Annotated in this window: 21 protein-coding genes; 11 read left to right on the top strand and 10 right to left on the bottom strand. The window is 72.5% G+C overall.

The features are described 5' to 3' along the window. Positions 1-163: 163 nt before the first annotated feature. A complete protein-coding gene (locus tag ACFXAZ_RS15530) occupies positions 164-1,108 on the top strand; it encodes an acetamidase/formamidase family protein (protein WP_384590184.1) in 945 nt (314 codons plus the stop codon). On the opposite strand, the gene ACFXAZ_RS15525 is transcribed toward ACFXAZ_RS15530, so the two are convergent. Next, positions 1,099-2,709 carry an RICIN domain-containing protein gene (locus ACFXAZ_RS15525; protein WP_384590181.1) on the bottom strand — a complete coding sequence of 537 codons (1,611 nt, stop codon included), beginning with the start codon at positions 2,707-2,709 and terminating at the stop codon, positions 1,099-1,101. The genes ACFXAZ_RS15530 and ACFXAZ_RS15525 overlap by 10 nt on opposite strands. A 683-nt stretch (positions 2,710-3,392) precedes the next feature. Between ACFXAZ_RS15525 and ACFXAZ_RS15520 the strand changes: the two genes are divergently transcribed. Beyond that, positions 3,393-3,662, top strand: a complete 270-nt coding sequence (locus tag ACFXAZ_RS15520; RefSeq protein ID WP_384590178.1) for a hypothetical protein — start codon at positions 3,393-3,395, stop codon at positions 3,660-3,662. An 85-nt stretch (positions 3,663-3,747) separates the two neighbouring features. On the opposite strand, the gene ACFXAZ_RS15515 is transcribed toward ACFXAZ_RS15520, so the two are convergent. Together ACFXAZ_RS15515 and ACFXAZ_RS15510 are read right to left on the bottom strand one after the other, a co-directional pair. Continuing rightward, entirely contained in the window at positions 3,748-4,131 is a 384-nt protein-coding gene (locus tag ACFXAZ_RS15515; protein ID WP_384590175.1) for a toxin Doc, read from the bottom strand. Positions 4,132-4,134: 3 nt separating this feature from the next. Continuing rightward, a complete protein-coding gene (locus ACFXAZ_RS15510; RefSeq protein ID WP_384590172.1) occupies positions 4,135-4,380 on the bottom strand; it encodes a hypothetical protein in 246 nt (81 codons plus the stop codon). Between the two features lie 217 nt (positions 4,381-4,597). Between ACFXAZ_RS15510 and ACFXAZ_RS15505 the strand changes: the two genes are divergently transcribed. Then, complete coding sequence (locus ACFXAZ_RS15505; RefSeq protein ID WP_384590169.1) at positions 4,598-6,268, top strand: cytochrome bc complex cytochrome b subunit; 1,671 nt, start codon at positions 4,598-4,600, stop codon at positions 6,266-6,268. Between the two features lie 224 nt (positions 6,269-6,492). Next, a complete protein-coding gene (locus ACFXAZ_RS15500) occupies positions 6,493-8,865 on the top strand; it encodes a SpoIIE family protein phosphatase (RefSeq protein ID WP_384590166.1) in 2,373 nt (790 codons plus the stop codon). Between the two features lie 40 nt (positions 8,866-8,905). Here the strand turns inward: ACFXAZ_RS15500 and ACFXAZ_RS15495 are convergent, their stop codons facing one another. Together ACFXAZ_RS15495 and ACFXAZ_RS15490 are read right to left on the bottom strand one after the other, a co-directional pair. Continuing rightward, positions 8,906-10,726 carry a ricin-type beta-trefoil lectin domain protein gene (locus ACFXAZ_RS15495; protein WP_384590163.1) on the bottom strand — a complete coding sequence of 607 codons (1,821 nt, stop codon included), beginning with the start codon at positions 10,724-10,726 and terminating at the stop codon, positions 8,906-8,908. Between the two features lie 265 nt (positions 10,727-10,991). Then, a complete protein-coding gene (locus ACFXAZ_RS15490) occupies positions 10,992-11,954 on the bottom strand; it encodes a helix-turn-helix transcriptional regulator (RefSeq protein WP_384590160.1) in 963 nt (320 codons plus the stop codon). A 70-nt stretch (positions 11,955-12,024) separates the two neighbouring features. Between ACFXAZ_RS15490 and ACFXAZ_RS15485 the strand changes: the two genes are divergently transcribed. Beyond that, positions 12,025-12,846, top strand: a complete 822-nt coding sequence (locus tag ACFXAZ_RS15485; RefSeq protein WP_384590157.1) for a phytanoyl-CoA dioxygenase family protein — start codon at positions 12,025-12,027, stop codon at positions 12,844-12,846. A gap of 16 nt (positions 12,847-12,862) precedes the next feature. Here ACFXAZ_RS15485 and ACFXAZ_RS15480 read toward each other — a convergent pair whose 3' ends face one another. From ACFXAZ_RS15480 to ACFXAZ_RS15470, 3 genes are all read right to left on the bottom strand, one after another. Next, positions 12,863-13,408: a flavoprotein gene (locus tag ACFXAZ_RS15480; RefSeq protein ID WP_384590154.1), complete on the bottom strand. Its 546-nt coding sequence runs from the start codon at positions 13,406-13,408 to the stop codon at positions 12,863-12,865. A gap of 120 nt (positions 13,409-13,528) precedes the next feature. Further along, a complete protein-coding gene (locus tag ACFXAZ_RS15475; protein WP_384590151.1) occupies positions 13,529-13,984 on the bottom strand; it encodes a DUF1348 family protein in 456 nt (151 codons plus the stop codon). A gap of 272 nt (positions 13,985-14,256) precedes the next feature. Beyond that, positions 14,257-14,919 carry an FMN-dependent NADH-azoreductase gene (locus ACFXAZ_RS15470; RefSeq protein ID WP_384590354.1) on the bottom strand — a complete coding sequence of 221 codons (663 nt, stop codon included), beginning with the start codon at positions 14,917-14,919 and terminating at the stop codon, positions 14,257-14,259. Between the two features lie 73 nt (positions 14,920-14,992). On the opposite strand from ACFXAZ_RS15470, the gene ACFXAZ_RS15465 reads away from it, so the two are divergent. Then, the gene (locus ACFXAZ_RS15465) at positions 14,993-15,886 is read left to right on the top strand and encodes a sigma-70 family RNA polymerase sigma factor (RefSeq protein WP_384590148.1); all 894 of its coding nucleotides are present in this window, start codon (positions 14,993-14,995) and stop codon (positions 15,884-15,886) included. A gap of 78 nt (positions 15,887-15,964) precedes the next feature. On the opposite strand, the gene ACFXAZ_RS15460 is transcribed toward ACFXAZ_RS15465, so the two are convergent. After that, positions 15,965-16,414 carry a nuclear transport factor 2 family protein gene (locus tag ACFXAZ_RS15460; protein ID WP_384590145.1) on the bottom strand — a complete coding sequence of 150 codons (450 nt, stop codon included), beginning with the start codon at positions 16,412-16,414 and terminating at the stop codon, positions 15,965-15,967. 215 nt (positions 16,415-16,629) lie between these two features. On the opposite strand from ACFXAZ_RS15460, the gene ACFXAZ_RS15455 reads away from it, so the two are divergent. The 5 genes from ACFXAZ_RS15455 (at position 16,630) to ACFXAZ_RS15435 (ending at position 20,893) form a co-directional block, all read left to right on the top strand. Next, positions 16,630-17,076, top strand: a complete 447-nt coding sequence (locus ACFXAZ_RS15455; RefSeq protein ID WP_384590142.1) for a nitroreductase family deazaflavin-dependent oxidoreductase — start codon at positions 16,630-16,632, stop codon at positions 17,074-17,076. Positions 17,077-17,536: 460 nt separating this feature from the next. After that, entirely contained in the window at positions 17,537-17,917 is a 381-nt protein-coding gene (locus ACFXAZ_RS15450; RefSeq protein ID WP_384590139.1) for an anti-sigma factor antagonist, read from the top strand. Between the two features lie 203 nt (positions 17,918-18,120). Further along, entirely contained in the window at positions 18,121-18,807 is a 687-nt protein-coding gene (locus tag ACFXAZ_RS15445) for a DUF4230 domain-containing protein (protein ID WP_384590136.1), read from the top strand. 48 nt (positions 18,808-18,855) lie between these two features. Then, positions 18,856-19,515, top strand: coding sequence for a VanZ family protein (locus tag ACFXAZ_RS15440; protein WP_384590133.1), 660 nt, complete (start codon positions 18,856-18,858; stop codon positions 19,513-19,515). Between the two features lie 130 nt (positions 19,516-19,645). Beyond that, complete coding sequence (locus ACFXAZ_RS15435; RefSeq protein WP_384590130.1) at positions 19,646-20,893, top strand: RICIN domain-containing protein; 1,248 nt, start codon at positions 19,646-19,648, stop codon at positions 20,891-20,893. A 3-nt stretch (positions 20,894-20,896) separates the two neighbouring features. Here the strand turns inward: ACFXAZ_RS15435 and ACFXAZ_RS15430 are convergent, their stop codons facing one another. After that, a complete protein-coding gene (locus ACFXAZ_RS15430; RefSeq protein ID WP_384590127.1) occupies positions 20,897-21,139 on the bottom strand; it encodes a hypothetical protein in 243 nt (80 codons plus the stop codon). Positions 21,140-21,299: the final 160 nt, after the last annotated feature.

Raw genomic sequence — 21,299 nt, 5'->3', positions numbered from 1 at the left:
CACCCTACGTACCGTAGGCGCACGCCTCCCGGCCCAAACCCCGCACAGCCACCACCCGCATGCCTCACGGTCAACAGAATTCGCCCTCCAGGCTTGATTTCCGGTCATCGTGAGGGCAGAGTCCGGGGCACCGACATGTCACTGATCAGGTGAGGACGGTCCCATGAGCCACCATCTCGTCCCGAAGGAACCGCACCGGCTGTGGTCGGTCGAGCATGAGCCGGCGCTGGAGGTGGCGGACGGCGACACCGTGGAGTTCGAGCTGACCGAGGCGACGGGCGGGCAGTTCACCCCGGAGTCGACGGCCGCCGTGGTGGCGGGGTTCGACTGGGACCGGGTGTATCCGCTCGCCGGGCCGATCCTGGTGAAGGGGGCGGAGCCGGGAGATGTGCTGGAGGTGGAGTTCCTGGAGATGCGGTCGGTGGACTGGGGGTGGACGGCGGTGCTGCCGGGGCTCGGGCTGCTCGCCGACGACTTCCCGGACGCGCATCTGCACCTGTGGGATCTGACCGACGGGAGGAGCGCCGACTTCCTCGGGGTCGCGCGGGTGCCGATGCGGCCGTTCTGCGGGGTGGTCGGGGTCTGTCCCGATGTCACCGAGCCGCAGAACGTGCTGCCGCCGGGCCGGTTCGGCGGCAATGTCGACTGCCGGGACCTGGTGACCGGCACCAAGCTGTATCTGCCGGTGCAGGTGCCCGGCGCCCGGCTGGCCTTCGGGGATCCGCACGCGGCACAGGGCGACGGCGAACTGTGTGTCAGCGCGATCGAGGCGTCGATGAGCGGGGCGGCACGGGTCCGGCTGCACAAGGGGCGCCGGATCACGGGGCCGCGGTTCGAGACGGCGGGGTCCCCCAGGGCCGGTGACGACCGGGCCGGTTACTACGCCACGATGGGCGTCGCACCGGACCTGATGACCGCCGCCCAGGACGCCACCCGCGCGATGATCGACCACCTCGGCACCACCTACGGGCTGGCCCCGGTGGACGCCTACGTACTGTGCAGCGTGGCCGTCGACCTGCGGATCACCGAGGTGGTCGACGCGCCCAACTGGGTCGTCTCGGCGTATCTGCCGAAGGCGTTCTTCCCGGTGAACGCCGGTCAGCCGTGAGTCGTGCCGTCCCGGTCCGCCGCCTCCACCGCCCTCGGTGACGATCCGGCGCTGTCGATGGACAGGGAGCCGGGGCCCGTCGAGGACGGGTCGATGCGCCAGCGCTGCGGGGCGGAGCCGTCGCGGACCTTGACGACGATATCGGCGGCCAGGTCCTCGGTGGTGGGGGCGAGCGCGAGCCGGTCGTCCCAGCGGGGCAGGAGTTCGCCCTGGCCGGTGAGGTCGTAGCGGACGTCGTCGGCCCGGTCGGAGTCCTGGTCGGCGCAGCGGCCGAGGATCACCACCCCGGCGTCGGCGTGCGAGTCGAGACACAGGTCCGGGGCCACCACGCTGCGCAGCAGACCGTCGGCCTCGTACGACCACTGCTGCGCCGGGGCCGCCGAGCACACGGCGAGTTCGGTCCCGGCGCCCGGCGCGGCGTCGCCGCGGACGGCGAGACAGGCGTCGGTGGCGGCATTGCGCAGCCGGGTCTGGCTCGGGGCGCCGGGCAGACCGGCGGTGCCGGGCGGGGCGGAGGCACCGGAGCCCTGGGTGCCGCCGCCGGGGGCGCCGTCCGAGGCGACCGGGTCGGCGGTGCCGCCGTCGCCCCACGGGGTCGCGGTCAGGACGACGGCCAGCAGCCCGGCGGAGACCAGGCCGACGCCGGTGAGCAGGGCCCGGGGGGAGCGGGCGCGGGCGGGATCGGCGCGGCGCGGCGGGAGGGGGAAGCGGGAGACGATCCGGTGGCGTCCGCCGGGCACGCCGCGGCCGGTGCGGCGGGCGGGGTCGGTGCGGCCGGGGCGGGAGTCGCGGTAGCGGCGGGCGCCCCAGCCGAGGACGGCCTCGGCGAGGAGCAGGTCCAGTCCGCCCTCGAAATGGCTCAGTTGTTCGGCCGCGTCCCGGCAGTACCGGCACTCGGCGAGATGCTGCTGCACATCGGGCAGCAGCGCGCCGCCGCGGCGGATCGGGACGTCGAGAAGGCGGTTGTAGTAACCGCAGTCCTTGCTCGGGGCGAGTTCCCGGTGGGCGCGGACAAGGCCCTCGCGGAAGGTGTCCCGGGCCTGTTCGAGTCCCGCCGACGCACTGTCGGGATCCAGGCCGAGCAGTGCGGCGGGAACGGATATCGGCTCGGCCTCGACCTCGTGGTGCCAGAGCAGGCACTGGGCGAGTCCGGTAAGGCCCTTGAATGCGCGTTCGGCCAGCACCCGGTTTTCCGGCGTGAGCGATTTTGCCGTGCGCATGCCACGTCCACCGGCCGGTCTTCGTACATCGGGGTGGACGGCGGCTATGCGGTCGTCCGCCGACCAGAGCCGGACGGTGTCCCGCACGGCCACCAGCAGGCGCGGGCGCAGCGCCACGGCCTGCTCGCCCAGTGTCAGCCGGTCGAGGACCTGGTGGAACGCGGCGCCCGTGACCATGTCCGCGAGGTCGGAGGACGCCGCCAGGCAGATCACGGCGTAGTCGTGGGCCGGGCGCCAGTGGCGGGCGGTCAGCAGGGCGGTGGAATGGGCGACTTCCCGGTCCGTGCTGCCGCTGAGGCGGGTGGCGAGGGACTCATCGGATTCTCCGGGCATCCCGCCCGGCGGGGGGTAGGGCGGACGAGGGGGGTGGGGGGTGGGCACTGAGCGGATTCCTTCCCACGCACGCGTGACACACAGGATTTCAGTTCGCCGAAAAAGGGGTCCGAGTTGGTCCGAGTTGGTGTGTACCTTTTTGGCGTGGTCGTGGGGAGCGTGAATTCGTCCGCGGTGTGCCGGGCTTCGGCAGGGCGGACTTCGTTCACCGACGGGTGCCTCACCGGCCCCGTCCATTACCTCCCCTTGGGACGTAAACCCTCGCACAACTCACTCTTGGCCAACAAGGCACTTGAGCAACATCCATATCACTGAGGGAAAGTCAGACTTCCAGAACCGCAGCCCGCCCGGCGGGGATTTCCGCATTCCTCGCGCCCCGTGTGAATCCTCTGCACGGACCGGCCGCTCCCGCACGCTCCCGGTGGGGTGTCGCGAGCGGTCCACTGGACCCGGCCCCCTTCCCGCGAGGCCACGCGCAGGACGGCGGCACTCCTGCGCGACACGGGCCGCCGGCCCCGATCACCCGCCCTCGGCCGGCGGCCCCGGGAAGGAAACCCACGCGGCCCACGCGAGGCGCGCTTCCTCACTTCGGCCGGGGGCGCTTCCGCACGCCGAGCGGTGGCGCGCGCCCTCACTCCGGCCGGTCGGCCGCCGGGGCGCGGGAGTCGCGCCGGAAGCCGGCCTGCGCTTCGCCGCCGGGGGCGACCTGGCTCGGCCAGCCGGAGACCCGTATGGGCATCTTCCCGGGCCGCGGTGGCACCCAGTACCTGACCCCGCTCGTCGGACGCGCGCGGGCACGGGAGACGGCCGTCGACGCCGCCAAGGCCGGTGGCCCCGTACCGGACCTGGCCGAGGAGGCCCGCGCGCACGCCGAGGTCCGCCCCGCGCCGGACGCCGTCGTGGAACGGGTGGGCCGGGCCCTGGACGCCGGAGCCCGGACCCTCGCGGGCGAACCCACACTGGAGGAACTGCTCGACGGGCTGCCGTACCGGGGCCGGTGACGCGGCACCGGCGACGGGCGGCCGATGACGCCGATGACCATGGCCGGCGGGCCGCCGGACACCGGCACCCCCTCCTCCACCCCCGTCAGATCTGCCAGGACCGCAACCGGTCCGCCGCCCCGTACACATCCGTCTTGCTGTCGATCAGGTCCCGTACGAGGTCCACCAGGGCCCCGTAGGGCGGGTCCATGCCGACGCCGCTGACGAACATGTAGGCCACGGCGGTCGCGCAGGCGAAGCGGGCGTTGGCGGCGGGGAGGGGTTTGAGCAGGGCGAGGGTGTGCAGCAGGGCCGCGGCGCGCCAGGCCGGGTCGGAGTCCACGCCGAGCCGGGGCGGATCCACGCGGTGCCGGGCGACGGCGGCGACCAGGGCGGAGAAGTCATTGACGGTCGGCTGGTCCGGCAGCACCTCTTCGTGCCGCTGGAGCAGCCAGGGGACATCGATGTGGATGACAGGGGCGGCGGTCATCGATCAGCCGACCCTCCCCGCGCCCTTGGCGAACGGTTCGTCCTCCGGGAACGCCGCCGCGAATTCGTCCGCGTGGGACGCGAAGAACTGGCGGAACGCCTGCGCCCCCTCCTGCAAGGCCCGATGCCGCGCTATGTCGGCGGCGGCGGCCTCGCGCACGAGCGCCTTCATCGACGTACCGCGCTCCTTGGCGATCTGCCGGAGATCCTCCAGTTCGCGGTCACTGAACTCCACGTTGAGAGCTGGCATGCCCCAACGGTACCGCCGGGGTACTCACCCGTAAATATCGCCAGGTCACAGCAGCTGTGTGACGGTACCGGGCGACGGCGGTCCACTGGGCACACGGGCGCACGCGGGGCGCCGCCACATGATGAGACGTAGGTCACACGAACCCATCCCATGTCACAATCCGGCACCCCGGATCCCTCCCAGTGGCGAGCGAGCGCACCGCTGCGGAGGGATACGTATGTCCGACCCATCTGTACCCGGCACCGCCCGTCCCACCCGGGGCGAGCGGGTGGCCGACTGGTTCGACGGACGGCTCGGCGTCCACACACTGGGCAGGCGGTATCTGCGCAAGGTCTTCCCGGACCACTGGTCGTTCCTGCTCGGTGAGATCTGTCTCTACAGCTTCGTGGTGCTGATCCTCACGGGCGTGTGGCTCACCTTCTTCTTCCATCCGTCGATGAACGAGGTGGTGTACGACGGCAGTTATGTGCCGCTGAACGGTGTGCGGATGTCCGAGGCGTACGCCTCCACGCTGGACATCTCCTTCGATGTGCGCGGCGGTCTGCTGATCCGGCAATTGCACCACTGGGCCGCGCTGATCTTCGTAGCGGCGATGCTGACGCACATGATGCGGCACTTCTTCACCGGCTCGTTCCGCAGGCCGCGTGAGGTGAACTGGCTGTTCGGCTGGCTGCTGCTGTTCCTCGGGATGTTCGAGGGCCTGTTCGGCTATTCGCTCCCCGACGATCTGCTGTCGGGCACGGGCCTGCGGTTCGTGGCGGGGGCGCTGCTGTCGGTGCCGATCGTGGGGACGTATCTGACGTTCTTCCTGTTCGGCGGGGAGTTCCCGGGCGACGACATCGTGGGGCGCTTCTACTCGCTGCACGTCCTGGTGGTCCCCGGGATCATGGCGGCGCTGGTGGTGGCGCACATCCTGCTGGTCATCCACCACAAGCACACCCAGTTTCCCGGCCCCGGCCGCAGCGAACGCAATGTGGTGGGCGCGCCGTTCATGCCGGTCTATCTGGCGAAGGCGGGCGGGTTCTTCTTCCTGGTGTTCGGGGTGCTGACGGTGATCGCGGCGGTGGCGACGATCAACCCGGTGTGGAGTTACGGCCCGTTCCGCGCCGATCAGGTCTCCACGGGCGCCCAGCCCGACTGGTATCTGGGCTTCGCCGAGGGGCTCGTCCGGGTGATGCCGGGATGGGAGGTCGACCTCTGGGGGCACACACTCGTCCTGGGGGTGCTGATCCCAGTGGTGGTCTTCCCGCTGCTGCTGGTGTTCATCGGGGTGTATCCGTTCATCGAGGCCAGGGTCACCGGGGACCGGGGCGAACACCATCTGCTGGACCGGCCGCGCGACCGGCCGGTGCGCACGGCGATCGGCGCGGCCTGGATCAGCCTGTATCTGGTGCTGCTCGCGGGCGGCGGCAACGACATCGTGGCGACCCGGTTGCAGCTGTCCATCAACACGGTGACCTGGGCGGTGCGGATCGGCACTTTCGCCGTCCCGGCGGCGGCCTTCGTGATCACCCGCCGGATCTGCCTGGGCCTGCGGCTGCGCGATCGGGAGCTGGTGGCGCACGGGCGGGAGACCGGCCGGATCGTACGGCTGCCGCACGGCGAGTACGTCGAGGTCCACGAGCCGCTCGACCGGGCCCGGCGCCACACCCTGACCGCGCACGAACGGCCCGGCCCGCCGGTCGGACATGAGCACAGCCACGAGAACGTCCACGAGAACGGTCAACGGCCCGGGGGCGGCGGCCCTGGAGACGGCTCCACAGACGGCCCCGCAGACGGTCCGGGATTCGGCTCCGGAGTCGACTCCGGACACGAGGCCGGGCAGGAGACCGGACACCCGGCCGACGGCGAAGGGGGTTCACCGAGCGGGGCCCGAGTCCATAACTGATCTCGAAAGGACAGATTTTGACGGTACGTCATTTCGGATCGGGCCGATTTCCGGTGTACGGCCGTACCTCGTACACCGGATCGGCTGGTTCCCCTCCTTGACCTGTCGGCGAATTCCGGTCGGCGGGCCTTGAAGCTTGCCGCTCGGGATGCGACGGAACGCACTACGCTGGAACTCAAGTGACGCACCTGTTCACCGTGAGTGTGCGCGTAGGAGTGGCGACGATGAGCCCGGACAATCCGTTCGACGATGCCGCGACGGCGCGGGCTGTCATCGACGCCCACGGCGATCTGGTGGAGTGGAACGAAGGGGCCCGCAGGCTGCTGGGCTGGACCGCCGCCGAGGTCGTGGGCCGTCCGGCCGCGGCATTGCTGGACGGCCCTCCCCCGGCCCCGAAGACCGCGCGCTGGCACGGAACGCTCACTTTGCGCCACCGTGACGGCCGTACGCTCCCGGTGTGGCTGCTCGCCCACCGCCGTCGGCCCCCGGAGGGCGGCCCCGTCCACTATCTGGTGGTCACGCCCCTGGCGGACACCGGCCCCCGTGACCCGGACGACCCGCTGGACACGGCCGTGCTCACCCAGTCGCCCTGTGCCGTCGCCATCTGCGACGAGCAGTTGCGGGTGCACAACCTCAATGACGCCATGGCCAAGATCATCGGCCTGCCCGCCGAGCGCATCCGGGGCCTGCGGCCCTCCGAGGTCGGCGGGACCCCGGAGACCGAGGACCTGGAGCGGAGGTTGCTTGAGGCACTCACCACCGGCGAGTCCCTGGACGTCGAGATGTGGATGCGCACCGGCGGCACCGACCGGGCGCGGGCCTGGCTCACCCGAATCGCGCCGGTCACCGACGCCCGGGGCCGGGTGCGGGGCGTGTGCCTGGCGGCGCACGACGTCACCGAGAACCACTTCGCCCGCGACCGTCTGCAACTCCTCAACGAGGCGAGCGTACGGATCGGCTCCACCCTCGACCTCACCCGCACGGCGCAGGAGCTGGCGGACTTCTGTGTCCCCGTGCTCGCCGATTTCGTCAGCGTCGATCTGCTGGACCCGGAGGACTACGGAGGTGAGCCCCCGCTCCGGCTGACCGCCCCGCTCGATCTGCGCCGCGCCGCCCACCGGTCGATCACCCCGGGCACCCCCGAGGCCACGGTCAAGCCGGGCGAGATCGACCGCTATCCGGCAGCCTCCCCGCACGCCTCCTCACTGACGGCCGGTCATACGGTCATCGCCTCGGTCGCGGCGGGCGATCTGGATCCCTGGCTCGCCACCGCGGAGCTGCGCAGCGAGCGCGTACGGCGGATCGGGGTGCACGCCACGATGTCGGTGCCGGTCCGGGCCCGGGGCATCACTCTCGGCGTGGCCGTCTTCACCCGTTTTCGACGCCCCGACCCGTTCACCGAGGACGATGTCCTGCTCGCCGAGGATCTGACCGCGCGGGCCGCGGTCTGTCTGGACAACGCCCGCCGCTACGCGCGTGAGCGGCACACCGCCCTGGCCCTCCAGCGCAGTCTGCTGCCGCGCAATCTGCCCCACACGGCCGCCGTCGACGCGGCCTCGCGCTATCTGCCGGCCGCGCGGGCCGGGGTCGGCGGCGACTGGTTCGACGTCATCCCGCTGTCCGGGCTGCGGGTCGCCATGGTGGTCGGGGATGTGATCGGGCGGGGCATCAGCGCGTCGGCCACGATGGGCCGGCTGCGTACCGCCGTACGCACTCTCGCCGACATCGATCTCGCGCCGGACGAGCTGCTCACCCACCTGGACGATCTGGTGCTGCGGCTGTCGGAGGAGTCGGGCGGCGAGGCCAACCCGGGGGAGGTGGGGGCCAGTTGTCTGTACGCGGTGTACGACCCGGTGTCGCGGCGCTGCACCATGGCCAGCGCGGGGCATCCGGCGCCGCTGCTGATGCCGCCCGGCGGGGAGCCCAAGGAGGTGGAGGTGCCGGAGGGTCCGGCGCTCGGGGTGAACGGGCTGCCGTTCGAGAACGCGGAGCTGTATCTCGCCGAGGGCAGTGTGCTGGCGTTCTACACGGACGGGCTGCTGGAGTCCAAGGGCCGCCCCCACGCGGAGGGGCTGCGGCTGCTGCGCCGGGCGCTCGCCGACACGGGCGGTTCGCTGGACGAGATCTGCGACCACGTCCTGCACACCCTGCTGCCGCCGGGCGGCTCCTACGACGACGTGGCCCTGCTGCTGGCCCGCACCCGGGGCCTGGCCCCGGCCCGGGTCGCCACCTGGGACATCCCGGCCGACCCCGCGCTGGTGGCCCCGATCCGCAAGCAGGTCGTGCGGCAACTGGGCACGTGGGACCTGGAGGAGGCGTCCTTCACCACCGAACTGGTGGTGAGCGAGCTGGTCACCAACGCCATCCGCTACGGCTCCCACCCGATCCGGCTCCGGCTCATCCATGACACGGACACCCTGATCTGCGAGGTCTCCGACACCAGCCACACCGCGCCGCACCTGCGCCGCGCCCGCACCTGGGACGAGGGCGGCCGTGGCCTGCTCCTGGTCGCCCAGCTCACCCAGCGCTGGGGCAGCCGCCACACCCCCGAGGGCAAGACGATCTGGGCGGAACTGGCCCTCCTCGACGAACCCTGAGCCGGACCGGCCACGCCGTCCCCCCGCACCGGGGCCGCGCTCAGCGTCCGCCCCGGCCCTCGCCGTCGCGCCCGCCACCCCCGGCCCCGCGCCCGTTTCCGTCACGTCCTCCGCCGCCCCCGCCGTCCTCGCCGCCCCCGTCATGGTCGTCGTCGAATCCGTCGCAGTAGTGGTGCGGGTAGCAGGGGTACTCGGTGGGCGGCTGGGCGCTCGGGGGCGAGGTGGTCGCCGCTGGGGCCGCCCGGGGTGGGGTGGTGGTCCGGGAAGGCGTCGGGGTGGGGGTGGTTGTCTCGGGTGGGCGGTTCAGGCCGCCGACGGTGTCCCGGTTGACGGCCGCCATCCGCAGATCGGGGTGGGATGTGTCGAAGACCCAGCGCTGGGTCTGGCCGCCGTCGCGCAGTTTGACCATGAGCGTGCCCGAGCCGTCCGTGGCGGCGGGGGCGAGCGCGAGGTCCTGGTCCCAGCGCGGGATCAGGGCGCCCTGGCGGCTGAAGTCGTAGCGGACGGCCTTGGCGTCGGTGCAGGCGGCGAGCCGTACGGAGTGCCCGATGCGGGAGTCCACGCACAGGCCGGGATCGGCGGCGCTGCGCAGCAACCCGTCGGTCTCGTACGACCACTGCTGGGCCATGTCGTCGCCGCAGGGGGCGAGTTCGGTCCCGGCGTCCTTGGCGACCTCGCCGTCCGCGACGGTGAGACAGAGCCCGGAGGCGACGTTGTGGAGCCGGCCGCGGACATCGCTCTCGGGTGCGGCGGCGTTCTCGAAGCCGGACGGGTCGGCGGAGGGTTCGGGCCGGTCGGTGTCGGGGGTCCCGGCGGCGACGGGGACGCCCTCGCCGGAGCCGTTCGCGGCCCACAGGCCGAGCGGGAGGGCGACGAGCGCGCCGACGGTGAAGAGCGCGGCGGCCCGGTTGCGGCGCCGGGCGGCGGCGCGGCGGGCGGCGACCCTGGGTGCCGGGGCGCGAGGTGCGCGGCGCGTAGTGGGGACGGCCGTGAGGGACTCGGCGGCGGGCGCGTGCCGGGGGGAGGGCACGGCGCCGAGGGGAGGGTCCGCCGGGCGGGGCGGGAGGTCGGCGTGGACCTGCCCGGTGGCGCTCGGGTGGGCGGCGCGGGCGGCGCGGGCGGCGACGTAGGGCCGGGCGCCCCAGCCGAGGACCGCCTCGGCGAGGACGGTACCGAGGTCGGTGTGGAACCGGCGGAGCTGGTCGGCGGCGTTCCGGCAGTGCGGGCAGGCGTCGAGGTGGGTGCCGAGGTCGGGGTCGATCCCGGTGCCGCCGCGCAGGCAGCTGACGTCGAGCATCCGGCTGAAGTGGCCGCAGCGCGGGGAGGGCGCGAGTTCGTGGTGGGCCTGGACGCATTCGGCGCGCAGCCGTTCCCGGGCCCGGCGCAGTTCCAGGTCCGCGCCCGGCTCGTCCAGGTCGAGCAGGGCGGCCGGGACCGACAGCGGGTCGGACTCGACCTCGGTGTGCCAGAGCAGAGCGCGGGCCGGCTCCGGAAGGCGCTGGAACGCCACCGCGATCAGTCGTCGTTCGGTGGACGGCAGCAGGGGGACCGGCCCGCGCCGGTCGGTGTCGCCGCGCAGTTCGGGGGCGAGCATCGCGCGTCTGTCGTCGGTGCCCCACTCGGCCGCTATTCGGCGTACGGCGATCAGCAGCCGCTGGCGCCACAGCGGTGACGGGGCGCCGCGCGCCGGCAATTGGCCGAAGAGCCTGGTGAACGCGGCCGTGGTGAGTATTCCGGCGGCCCGGGAACCGTCGGTGCACAGACGCGCGTAGGCGAAGGCCGCTGCCCAGTGCCGGTCGAGCAGTTCGCCGACGAGGTGGGGCACGGGGTCCGGGGAATTCGACGAGCCTGCGTCGAGCACGGCTGCGTTCCTCTCAAAAGGACATGCGGCGAACGCACAGTCCGCACACCAACTGCGCACACTTTCGCACAGGGCACCAGACGGAACAAGAGACGTCCTCGCATTCCCAACGGCCCGGCATTACCGCACGGGGGAACCTATTTGACCCCGCGTCAATTCATCACCGAACCCTCTGCACGAGTGCCGTAGCGACAAGAAATCGGCGCTATGTCGACATGGGAATTCGACGTCAATTGTTATCGGCTGACGCGGAAGTCCGGGGCATTCACCGGTGGGGTCGGTGGGCGGCCCGGTAGGCGCCCGGGGGGACGCCGTAGCGGCGGTGGAAGATCCGGTTGAAGTGGAAGGGGCTGGCGAAGCCCGAGGTCAGGGCGACCCGTTCGACGGCCAGATCGCTGCTCTCCAGCAGCCGGGCCGCGTACTGGAGCCGGGTCTCGCGCAGGGCCCGCATCGGGGACTCGCCGAGCTGCTGGGCGAAGAGGTGGGCGAACCGGGAGGGCGAGAGGGCGACGGCGGCGGCCAGGGAGGCGACGGTGTGCGCGGCGCCGGGGTCGGCGGCGATGACGGCCTGCGCGCGCAGCAGCCGGACGTCGATACCGGGCGCGGTGGGGGCGGCGCGGGCGGTGCCGGTGGCGAGCAGGACCGCTTCCTCCAGCGCGCCCAGGGCCAGCTCGGTGGTCAGGGCGCCGTGCGCGACGGCGACCGTCTCGCCGCAGTGCGGGCGGGGGCCGCCGGGTCGGAGGGCGCCGGGTGGCGGGAGGGCGCCGGGTGGCCGGGGCGCGGCGGCGGGGTCGCCGCTCCAGCGGGCGTCGGCGAGCAGCCGCAGGAACGCCGACTCCACCCGGCCGTGCAGTCCGGCCGCGACCGGCGCCACGAGATAGACGCCGTCCCCGGCCTCGTACGGGCGCAGCCAGCCCAGCCAGGACGCGCGGGCGCGGCAGTGCGCCCACCAGAACCGCCAGTGGCGGGCGCGCGGGGCCACGCTGTAGAGCTGCCGGACGCCCGGCGCGAGCGCCACCAGCTCGCCGGGGCCGGTGCGCACCTCGGTGCCGCCCTGGCGCAGCCGGCCGCGCCCGCCGGTCGTCCAGGTGAACAGCCAGCTGTCGGCGCCGCCGGGCCGGCTGACGGTGTAGCCGGGGCCCTGGTCGTAGTGCCCGGCCACCACCAGGCCGGGTGGCGGGGAGGGATTGCCCGGGGCGGCAGCCACGGACAATTCGTCAGCGCTCATGGACATCCTCCCGTACGGTCCGCCGACCTAGCGTGACGTGTGCAGGGACGCCGGACCGAGGGAGCGCAGCATGACAGCCACGGACAACGGCACCGCCGACACCTCCATCCTGACCCAAACCGAGCTGGCCAGCTTCCAGGACGGCTTCCTGGTGGTACGGGGTCTGTTCGGGTACGCCGAGATCGCTCGGCTGTGCGAGGAGTTCGCGGCGCTGCACGCGGCCGGTCCGGTACCGGGGCACTTCGAGCCGGGGCGGGGGGCGCCCGGCGATCCGCTGGCCGAGTATCCGCGGGTGATGCAGCCGCACGAGATCAACGCCCGCGCGCGGGACATGCTGCTGGACGCCCGGCTGCGGACCGTGCTGGAGGTGCTGCTGGGCGAGGAGGTGCTGGCCGCGCAGAGCATGTTCTACTTCAAGCCGCCGGGCGCCCGGGGGCAGGCGCTGCACCAGGACAACTTCTATCTGCGGGTCGAGCCGGGCACCTGTGTGGCGGCGTGGGTGGCCTGTGATGTCATCGACCAGGACAACGGCGGGCTCCAGGTGGTGCCGGGGACCCATCGGATGGACCTGTTCTGTCCCGAGACGGCGGACGAGGAGCTGTCCTTCGCGCGGGAGTACGTGCCGCCGCCGCCCGGTCTGACGCCGGTACCGGTCGACATGGCACCGGGTGACGTGCTGTTCTTCAACGGCAGCCTGGTGCACGGCTCCCAGCCGAACCGCACCGCCGACCGCTTCCGCCGCTCCTTCATCGGCCACTACGTGGGCCGCTCCACCCAGCGCATCGGCGCCTACTACCGCACCCTGACCCTGCGCGGCGAACGGGTCCCGCTCCCGCAGAGCGAGGGGGCGGGCCCGTGCGGGACGGAGTTCGCGCCCCGGGGCCCGCACTGAGAGGGGCCCGCGGCGCTCAGGAAGGGCTCCGGCGCTCCAGCAGGTCCAGGGCGAGCGCCCACCCGAACGCCGGGCGGCGACCCGCCGGGTCCGGGTCGCCGGCGTAGGGGTCGCCGAAGCGCACGCCCATGCCGCGCAGCCGGGTCAGGCTGTCCTGGTAGGCGGGGTGGGCGGCGAGGGCGGCGCCCACGCAGGGCAGGACGGCGATCGGGACGCCGAGACCGTACGCCTCGCACAGGGTGGCCACGGCGAGGGTGTCGGCGAGGCCCGCCGCCCATTTGTTGACGGTGTTGAAGGTGGCGGGGGCGACCACCACCGCGTCGGGCGGCGGGAACGGGCGGGGATCGCCGGGGCTGCGCCAGGCGGAGCGGATCGGGCGGCCGGTGCGCTCCTCGACGGCGGCGGTGTCGAAGAAGCCGCCCGCCAGGGCCACGGGCGTGGCGATGACCCCGACCTCCCAGCCACGTGCCTGGGCGGCGCCGATCAGCTCACCGACGTCGGCCGCGATCCCGGCGGCGCAGACGACGACGTAGAGGAAGGGCTTCCCGCCCGGCCCGTTCATCCCGGCCGGCCCGTCATTCGGCCCGGGCCCGTTCACCCCGCCCGTCCCGCTCATCCGGCCGTCTCGCTCACCTGGTTCACGCGGGAACCCTACTGAACGCCGGAACCCGTGAACGCGGGCCTACTGGACCGGGAAGGACGCCCCGTGCTCGGCTGCCGGGCGGGGGCCGTGGATACGGCGCTCGTGCTCCTCGATGGGGACGTCGTTGATGCTGGCCTCGCGGCGGGTCATCAGGCCGTGTGCGTCGAACTCCCACAGTTCGTTGCCGTACGAGCGCCACCAGCGGCCGTCGGCGTCCCGGCACTCGTACTGGAAGCGCACGGCGATGCGATTGCCGTCGAAGGCCCACAGGTCCTTGCGCAGCGCGTAGTCGTGCTCGCGCGCCCATTTGGCGGTGAGGAACGCGGTGATCTCGGCGCGGCCGGTGAGAAAGATGTCGCGGTTGCGCCAGACGGAGTACTCGGAGTAGGCGAGGGCGACTTTGTGCGGGTCGCGGGTGTTCCAGGCGTCCTCGGCGGCCTGGACCTTCCGGGCGGCGGTCTCGCGGGTGAAGGGCGGCAGGGGCGGGCGGTCCATGGGCTGCTCCTCGTGGGGGATGGGACCAGGAGAGCATGGGTTCTACGGGCGGGGTGTGCGGTTGGTCTCGGGGCTGGCACGGGGGGCTCGCCGAGGAGGGCTTCCGGGGGTGCGCGTGGATCAACGCGTACGGGCGGGGCGGGGGGCGAGGCCGAGCGGGTGGGGGCGCTGTTCGGGCTGGCGAACAGCGCGATGGTCACGGCGGGTATCGCGGGCGGCACCGGGCCCGCCGCCCGCGCCCGGGAGGCGGCCCGGCTGCCGCTGGGCCGAGATCAGGCCAGCGCCGTGACCGCGTCCTTCGCCTGGGCGAGCGAGCGGGCGGCCAGCTCTTCGAGCCCGGCGAGCTGCGGTATGACGTCGACGCGGGTCAGTTCGGCGGCCACGACATGCAGGTCCGTGACGCCGAGATTGCCGAAGTAGGCACGCAGGTACGGTGTCTGGAAGTCGTAGCTCTCGCGCGGGGTGCCGGGGCCGTAGGCGCCGCCCCGGGCCAGCACGGCCACCACGCGGGTCCCGGCCAGCAGGCTCTCGCCGGAGTCGGGGTCGGTGAACGCGCCGGGGAAGGTGATCCGGTCGATCCACGCCTTCAGGGCGGCGGGCACCGAGAAGTTGTACATCGGGACGCCGAGCAGCAGCGTCCGCGCGGCCCGGAGTTCGTCGATCAGCGGGCGGGTGTGGGCCCACTCGCGCTCCTCGGCCGGGTTCGCGATCAGCGCGGGCACCTTCTCCGGCGGGACGAGGCCCTCGCGCTCGACGCGGCGGCCGAGCGTGGTGTAGGCGGCGGTCAGCGGCGGCACCGGGTCCACCGCCAGGTCACGGTGGTGGACCCGGTCGCCGTGCCGGGCCCGCCAGGCGGTCACGAACCGCCCGGTGAGCTGTCGGCTCACGGAGTCGGCGGGCGTGTCAGCGCTGGCGTCGATGTGCAGCAGGGTCATGGTCATCTGTGGTCACCTCGATGGTCGTGGGCTCGTCACAGGGGTGACGGGGCACGACAGGGAAAGGTGACCGATGCACGACGACCAGGACGGCGGAGCCGGTGAGCTGGCGCGGCGGTTCGAGGAGCAGCGCGGGAGGTTGCGGGCGGTCGCGTACCGGATGCTGGGCTCGCCGGACGAGGCGGACGACGCGGTCCAGGAGGCGTGGCTGCGGCTGAGCCGGACCGGCGCCGAGGGGATCGGCAATCTGGCGGGCTGGCTGACGACGGTCGTGTCCCGGGTGTGCCTGGACATGCTGCGGGCGCGGGCGGCCCGGCGGGCGGAGCCGTACGGGCCGCCCACGCCGGAGCCCGGCGGGGACGACGGGAACGTGCCCGAGGAGGAGGCGGTGCTGGCGGACTCGGTCGGGCTGGCGCTGCTGGTGGTGCTGGCGCGGCTGAACCCGGCCGAGCGGGTGGCGTTCGTGCTGCACGATCTGTTCGCGGTGCCGTTCGAGGACATCGCCCCGATCGTGGACCGCTCGCTGCCGGCCGCGAAGAAGCTGGCCAGCCGGGCCCGGCACAAGGTGCGGGGCACGTCCGAGGTGCCCGGCGCGGAACTCGACCGGCACCGGCGGGTCGTCGAGGCGTTCCTCGCCGCCGCGCGGGGCGGTGACACGGCCGCGCTGCTCGCGGTGCTCGCGCCCGAGGTGGTGCGCCGCGCCGACCCGGCCGCGCTGCCGCCCGGCATGCCGGTGGAGCTGCGCGGCGCCCGCGCGGTGGCGGAGGGCACGGTGCTGCTCCGGGAGCGGGCCCGGTCCGGGGCGGTCGCCCTGGTCGACGGCACGGTCGGAATCGTCGTGGCTCCGGGCGGGCGGCTCCTGTCCGTACTCCGGGTGGTGGTGACGGGGGAGCGGATCGCGTCGTACGAGGTGATCGCGGATCCGGGGCGGCTGGGGGAGGTCCAGGTGGGGGTGCTTGGGGGGTAGAGGCCGGGCGGTGCGGATGGGGGCTGGCTGGGGGCTCGGTGTCGCTCGGTGGAGGCCCGGGTAGTGGCCCGGCAGGGCTCAGCGGGCGTCGTCGGCCGGGGTGAAGGCTCGGGCGACGGCGAGGCTGTCCTCGTACACGTGGTGGCGTACGACCTTGCCGTCCTCGACGGTCAGATGGAGGGCGAACCGGGCGCGGTAGGCGCGGCCGGTGGGGGCGGCGGTCTGGCGGATCTCGCCGAGGACCACGGCGTCGGCGCCGTCCACGAGGATCCGCTCGACCCGGGTGTCGACCGCTTCGGGGACGTGGTGGGCGGCCAGCTCCCGGAAGTGGGCGGCGGTGTCGGCGCGGGTGCGGCGCTCGCGGATCCAGGGGGTGTCGGCGCGTCCGTGCTCGTCCTCGGGCCAGCTCAGCCGCCAGTCGGATGTCTCGGCGTACAGCTCGGCGATGTGTTCCGGGTCGCCGGTGCCGATCCGGCGCAGCAGTTCCGCCACCACGGTGCGGGTGGTCGTGTCGATGGCCGTGGTCATGGCCGCTCCCCTGTTGTCGTGCGATGTTGATCGAGGTTGATCGGTTCGAGGTGGTCACCACTGTGCCGGACGGACCTCGGGCGGTCGATGACGTCCGAGGTAATGACGGTCGGCCGGAAAGGCCCTGGGCACCGGATGAATCGGGTGCGGGCCGGTGTTGGAGCGAAAGGTGCGCTGCCGGAACGCCGCGCGGCAGCGGGAAGGGATGAAAAGTCATGCCTCTGGAAGGTGAGTACGAGCCGAGTCCGCAGAAGTGGGTGGAGGATCAGGTCGCGCTGTACGAGCGCACCGGCGGGGCCGAGGGCAACCATCAGCCCGGCGGTGATCTGCCGGTGGTGATCCTCACCAGTCTGGGCGCGAAGAGCGGCAAGATCCGCAAGACGCCGCTGATGCGGGTGGAGCACGACGGGAGCTATGTCGTGGTCGCGTCGCTGGGTGGCGCCCCGAAGCACCCCGTCTGGTACTACAACCTGAAGGCCGACCCACGGGTCGAGCTTCAGGACGGGCCCAGGAAGCGGGACATGATCGCCCGTGAGCTGTCCGGCGCGGAGCGCGAGCAGTGGTGGGAGCGCGCGGTCGCCGCGTACCCGCCGTACGCCGACTACCAGCTGAAGACGGACCGGGTGCTTCCGCTGTTCGTGGTGGAGCCTGCCGACGGGTGATGCGGGTGGGGCGGCCCGGGGAGCGGAAGCGAACTCTCCGCGCCGGGCGCGCATAAATCTGTTTCCACTGGGCAGTCCACTGTCAGGCCCCGCCGCGTTCCCCCGTCGCGGCGGGGCCTCTTTGTGCCGTCAGCGGGGAGGGGTGTGACGCGTGTGCGTGGTGGCACGGGGGTTGTCGAGTAGGCCATGGGGACGGTCCCGCCGGCCGGCGGTGGGTGGGCGCGCCCCGGCGCGCGGTGGGGCGTGAGCGTCTCCCGCCCGGCCCGCGCAGCGCTCGGCACCGGTCGACTTCACCTCCGGGAGCGCGGACTTCACCACCAAGAGCTGAGAACTCGCTCTCAATTCGGCGACATATGTCAATCGAACATGCTGAAATTCCTCCTAACGAGGGTAACTTGCAGGGCAAAGAACGGTGTTGGGCCGAGCCCCGCGGGTTCAGCAGGTAGGAGGCGATGTCGTCGTGCAGCAGGACCCCGCGCCGCTCACCCGGCATCTGCTCGTCCACCGGGTGCGCGGCCACACCATCGTGGAGTTCCGGGGCGAGATCGACATCGCCGCGGCGGCGGAGATCGCCCCGCACCTGGACGCCGTCACCGCCCGCCCCGGCTCGCTCATCGTCCTCGACCTGACCCGGGTGGAGTTCTTCGACTGCTCCGGGCTGCGCCTGCTGTACCGGGCCCGCTCCCGGGTCCTGGACCGTGACGGCCGGCTTCAGCTGGTCTGCGTCCACCCGCTGACCCTGCGCGTGCTGCGGGTGACCGGCCTGTCCCGGCTGCTGCCGCCCCGGCCGACCCTGGCGGCGGCGCTGGAACGTCCGGGAGCCGCGTCCGGCTCGGTCTGACCCCGCCTCGCCCGGTTCCTCCGCCGCCCCGGTCCTCTCTGGTCCTCCGCGGTCCTCCCCGGTGCTCCCCGGTACTCCCGCCCGGCAGCCGGTCCCTCCCGTACCGCCCGTTCGGTGGCAAAGCGCCCAAGGCGTCAACCCGTCGGTATGCCGGGAGACTTGTGTGGGCATCCGGAAGGGAGGAAGGAAGGAGGGCCATCGACATGTCGACTTCCCTCGGACGCCTCCCCGACCGGACGCCCGACCGGACGCCCAGCCGGATACCTGGCTGGGCCAAGGTGGCGAGTGTCGTGGTGCTGGTGCTCGCCGTGCTGTTCGCCGGGCTCCGGCTGAGTGTGCTGCCCGGACTCAAGGATGTGTTCGGCACCGAGACCCAGGACCGCTCCGGTCCGGCCCTGCTCCAGTCCATCCAGGACATGAGCCGCTACGACGCCGCCTCCGGCAACTTCCAGGTCGTGGTGGACCTGGAGAAGGACGCCAAACTGCTGCCCGACGCCATCCGCGGCACCCGCACCCTGTACGTGGGCGCGGGCACCGTCGACGCCTACGTCGACCTCGGCAAGGTCGGCGAGAACGACATCACGGTCGACGAGGACCGCACATCGGCCACGCTGCGGCTGCCGCACGCCGCGCTCGGCACCCCGGCCCTCGACCCCGACCGCTCCTACGCCGTCTCCAAGGAGCGCGGGCTCCTCGACCGCCTCGGCGACCTCTTCTCCGACAACCCCAACAGCGAACAGGCCGTGCAGCAGCTCGCCGTGCGGCACATCGGCGACGCGGCGAAGGAGAGCGGGCTCACCGCCCGCGCCGAGGACAACACCACCGGGATGCTGCAAGGGCTGCTGCGCTCGCTCGGCTTCGAGGAGGTACGCGTGACGTACGGCGACTGAACCGCCGTACGCCCGGCGCCAGGCGGTCGACGACTGGAGGAACCCCGCATGTCCCGCGCAGCCGCACGTCTCCGGCTCCCGCAACGCATTCGCACCGGTACCCGCACCCGCGCCAGCGCCCGCGCCCGCGCCGAGAAGGCGAACCCGTCACCCGGCGGTACGGGACAGAAGGCGTCCGGCGCCGCCCAGCGCACGCCCGCCCATGACGCCAAGCGATCGCCCGCCCGTCGTGCCGGGCGCTCGGCGCGACGGTATCTCCGGCTGCTGGTGCGGCTGCTCACCGTCGTCTGCGCGTTCGTGCTGATGGTGGGCTTCGCGGTCGTGCTCGCCCGGCTCACCCTTCAGCCCTCCCCCGCCTCGGAGGCGCTCACCCACACCAATCTGCGCCCCGGCCGCTCACTCATGGCGTATCTGGACCGGCCCGAACTGCGGGACGCGGCCAAGCAGATCGGCGGGAATCTGCTGCTCGGCGTCCCCTTCGGGGTGCTGGTGCCGGTGGTGGCGCCGAAGGCGCGCGGGATGCTGCGCGTCCTGCTGCTCACCGCGACCGTGATGCTGCTGGTGGAGCTGGTCCAGGGCGCGATGATCACCGGGCGGGCGTTCGACATCGACGACGTCATTCTCAACAGCGCGGGGGCGCTGGCCGGTTATCTGCTGCTCGGCCGACGACTGGGCCGGGCCGTTCACACCTGGGGACGCGGACACTGAAATGCGAACACTGGTCCGGACCAGAGTCTTGACGACCCCTTATTTCATTACTTAAATCAAGGGCGACCTCTCTATCCCCCACATCGGTAGGCACTCCCGCCCCATCGGGCTGCCTACGGAAGGGAGAGCCGTGGCCACTCCACGACTGCTCCGCAGATGTCTGCTCGCCGCGCTGTCCGCAGTGATGGTCGGTTCGGCAGCCGTCGCCACCACCCCCGCACAGGCCCAGGCCGAGGCGCCGATCGGCGCCCAGGCCGTGGTCTTCTCCGACACCTTCGACGGACCGGCCGGTGCCGCCGTCAACGGTGCGAACTGGCAGATCGAGACCGGCGACAACGTCAACAACCACGAGCGCCAGTACTACACGGCGGGCAACGCCAACGCGGCCCTCAACGGCCAGGGCCAGCTGGTGATCACCGCCCGCCGTGAGAACCCGAACAACTACCAGTGCTGGTACGGCCGGTGCGAGTACACCTCGGCCCGGCTGAACACCGCCGGGAAGTTCACCGCCCAGTACGGCCATGTCGAGGCCCGCCTCAAGGTGCCGCGCGGACAGGGCATGTGGCCCGCGTTCTGGATGCTCGGCAACGACCTGGGCCAGGTCGGCTGGCCCAACTCGGGCGAGATCGACATCATGGAGAACGTCGGCTTCGAGCCCTCCACCATCCACGGCACGCTCCACGGCCCCGGCTACTCCGGCTCCGGCGGCATCGGCGCCGCCTACTCGCTGCCGGGCGGCCAGGCCTTCGCCGACGGCTTCCACACCTTCGCCGTCGACTGGGCGCCCGACGCGATCACCTGGTCCGTGGACGGCACCGTCTACCAGCGGCGCACCCCGGCCGACCTCGGCGGCAACCAGTGGGTGTTCAACAAGCCGTTCTTCCTGATCCTGAACCTCGCGGTGGGCGGCTACTGGCCGGGCGACCCGGACGGCTCGACGGTCTTCCCGCAGCAGCTCGTGGTGGACCATGTGTCGGTGACGACCAGCGACTCGGGCACCGGTTCGGCGCTGCGGGGCCTGGCCGGCAAGTGTGCCGACGTGGCGGCTGCCAACTCCGCGAACGGCACCCCCGTACAGCTCTACGACTGCAACGGCAGCACCGCGCAGCGCTGGACCGTCGGGTCGGACGGCACCATCCGGGCGCTCGGCAAGTGCCTGGACGCCACGGGGGGCGGGACCGCCGACGGCACCCGGCTCCAGCTGTGGGACTGCAATGGCTCCGGCGCCCAGAGATGGACGGTCAGCGGCGCACAGGACATCGTGAACATCCAGGCCAACAAGTGCATGGACGTGACCGGGGCCAACTCCGCCAACGGCACCCGGCTCCAGCTGTGGACCTGCAACGGCACCGCCGCCCAGAAGTGGACCGTCGGCTGAGCGTCAGATCCGGCGTGTGGTCCAGGTGAACTTGTCACCGCCGACCCAGCGGACCACGTCCGGGTCGTCCAGGTCCCGGATGGTGATGCCCCAGTCGGCGGCCACTTCGAGCACGTCGATGATGGTCCTCGCCGCACCGACCACCTCGCCGTCGATCTCCACGATGCGGAACGGCGGGGTGCCCGGCTGCACTCCGAGCACCAGGATCCGCGGTTGGGAAATGCGCGGACTGTCTACTTCGGTCATGTCTAGAGCGTAGAGCGCATTCGGCCGGAACGATCTGTCGATAGGGGGGGCCCGTGGTAGGACAGAGGACCGACGCCCACGACGCTTGCGCCCGGAAACGCAAGCACGCCACGCACACACAACCCAGCGCCCACCCCCCCACCCCCCCGCACCCCGACGC

The organism is Streptomyces sp. NPDC059477, assembly GCF_042749375.1.
Taxonomy (GTDB): Bacteria; Actinomycetota; Actinomycetes; order Streptomycetales; family Streptomycetaceae; genus Streptomyces.
This window is presented reverse-complemented; position numbering and strand designations above follow the sequence as displayed.

Bases quoted from the DNA above. Each gene is read 5' to 3' on its own strand.
- ACFXAZ_RS15475 (WP_384590151.1), bottom strand. From the start codon at position 13,984: ATGGACCGCCCGCCCCTGCCGCCCTTCACCCGCGAGACCGCCGCCCGG.
- ACFXAZ_RS15485 (WP_384590157.1), top strand. From the start codon at position 12,025: ATGACAGCCACGGACAACGGCACCGCCGACACCTCCATCCTGACCCAA.
- ACFXAZ_RS15490 (WP_384590160.1), bottom strand. From the start codon at position 11,954: ATGAGCGCTGACGAATTGTCCGTGGCTGCCGCCCCGGGCAATCCCTCC.
- ACFXAZ_RS15520 (WP_384590178.1), top strand. From the start codon at position 3,393: ATGGGCATCTTCCCGGGCCGCGGTGGCACCCAGTACCTGACCCCGCTC.
- ACFXAZ_RS15510 (WP_384590172.1), bottom strand. From the start codon at position 4,380: ATGCCAGCTCTCAACGTGGAGTTCAGTGACCGCGAACTGGAGGATCTC.
- ACFXAZ_RS15465 (WP_384590148.1), top strand. From the start codon at position 14,993: ATGCACGACGACCAGGACGGCGGAGCCGGTGAGCTGGCGCGGCGGTTC.
- ACFXAZ_RS15500 (WP_384590166.1), top strand. From the start codon at position 6,493: ATGAGCCCGGACAATCCGTTCGACGATGCCGCGACGGCGCGGGCTGTC.
- ACFXAZ_RS15530 (WP_384590184.1), top strand. From the start codon at position 164: ATGAGCCACCATCTCGTCCCGAAGGAACCGCACCGGCTGTGGTCGGTC.
- ACFXAZ_RS15460 (WP_384590145.1), bottom strand. From the start codon at position 16,414: ATGACCACGGCCATCGACACGACCACCCGCACCGTGGTGGCGGAACTG.
- ACFXAZ_RS15445 (WP_384590136.1), top strand. From the start codon at position 18,121: ATGTCGACTTCCCTCGGACGCCTCCCCGACCGGACGCCCGACCGGACG.
- ACFXAZ_RS15480 (WP_384590154.1), bottom strand. From the start codon at position 13,408: ATGAACGGGCCGGGCGGGAAGCCCTTCCTCTACGTCGTCGTCTGCGCC.
- ACFXAZ_RS15505 (WP_384590169.1), top strand. From the start codon at position 4,598: ATGTCCGACCCATCTGTACCCGGCACCGCCCGTCCCACCCGGGGCGAG.
- ACFXAZ_RS15515 (WP_384590175.1), bottom strand. From the start codon at position 4,131: ATGACCGCCGCCCCTGTCATCCACATCGATGTCCCCTGGCTGCTCCAG.
- ACFXAZ_RS15440 (WP_384590133.1), top strand. From the start codon at position 18,856: ATGTCCCGCGCAGCCGCACGTCTCCGGCTCCCGCAACGCATTCGCACC.
- ACFXAZ_RS15430 (WP_384590127.1), bottom strand. From the start codon at position 21,139: ATGACCGAAGTAGACAGTCCGCGCATTTCCCAACCGCGGATCCTGGTG.
- ACFXAZ_RS15455 (WP_384590142.1), top strand. From the start codon at position 16,630: ATGCCTCTGGAAGGTGAGTACGAGCCGAGTCCGCAGAAGTGGGTGGAG.
- ACFXAZ_RS15470 (WP_384590354.1), bottom strand. From the start codon at position 14,919: ATGACCCTGCTGCACATCGACGCCAGCGCTGACACGCCCGCCGACTCC.